This is a genomic window from Methylobacterium sp. BTF04, assembly GCF_010692745.1.
Classification (GTDB): Bacteria; Pseudomonadota; Alphaproteobacteria; order Rhizobiales; family Beijerinckiaceae; genus Methylobacterium.
This window is the reverse complement of record NZ_JAAHTB010000217.1, coordinates 1-784: the sequence shown is the minus strand read 5'-3', so window position 1 is coordinate 784 and position 784 is coordinate 1. Positions and strand designations below refer to the sequence as shown.

General features: G+C 67.3%; 1 protein-coding gene. It reads right to left on the bottom strand.

The window, feature by feature from the left end; all coding sequences use genetic code 11:
* Nucleotides 1-4: 4 nt before the first annotated feature.
* Nucleotides 5-784 (bottom strand): porin family protein (locus G3T14_RS24405; protein WP_163645041.1); only part of this gene is annotated, 780 nt, incomplete at its 5' end.

Below are 784 nucleotides of genomic sequence, written 5' to 3'. Positions count from 1 at the left end.
GGTCCTAGTACGTGCCGAACTTGTAGTTCAGGCCGGCGCGGACGACGGCGAACTCGGTGTCGCGGACCTGACGGCCACCGCTGGCCAGGACGACGCCCGGGCTGTTGGTGAAGATGGTGGCGCCGGCGTTGTTGACGGCGAAGGCGCCGGCATTGCGGCCGTTCTGGTCGAGCTTCACGTACAGACCTTCGACCTTGAACGTCACGGCCGAAGACTTGAAGAAGTTGAAGAACGAGTCGGTGGGGAGCGCGTATTCGATACCGCCGCCGGCAGCCCAGCCGGTCTGGAAGCTGTCGCGGCTGCCGCTGTTCAGGCCGAACTGCTGACCGCCGCCGGAGCCGTAGGCGAAGCCGCCGGTGCCGTACACGAGGGTGCGGTCGAAGGCGTAGCCGAGGCGACCGCGCACGGTGCCGAAGTAGTCGAGGCTCGACACGCCGGCCGGGTTGAACACCTGCTGGGCAGCAAGCGGGCCGGTGGCGGCGAAGCGGTTCCGCTCACGACCGAAGTCGACGTACTGAGCGTCGGCCTCGACGCCGACCACGAAGCCGGAGCCCGGGGTGAACTGGTAGTTGTAGCCGACCTGACCACCGCCGACGAAGCCGTCGTTGCTCTTGCCGTTGCTGAAGGCGATCGCCTGGGTGGTACCCGGGAGCACCAGGGTGCTGGCGCCGTTGACGCCGATGACGGTGGGGGCGCTGGTGCTGGAGGCGTCGAAGCCGTAACCAGCGTTGAAACCGGCGTAGAAGCCGGTCCAGGTGAACACCGGCACCGGAATGAACACCGG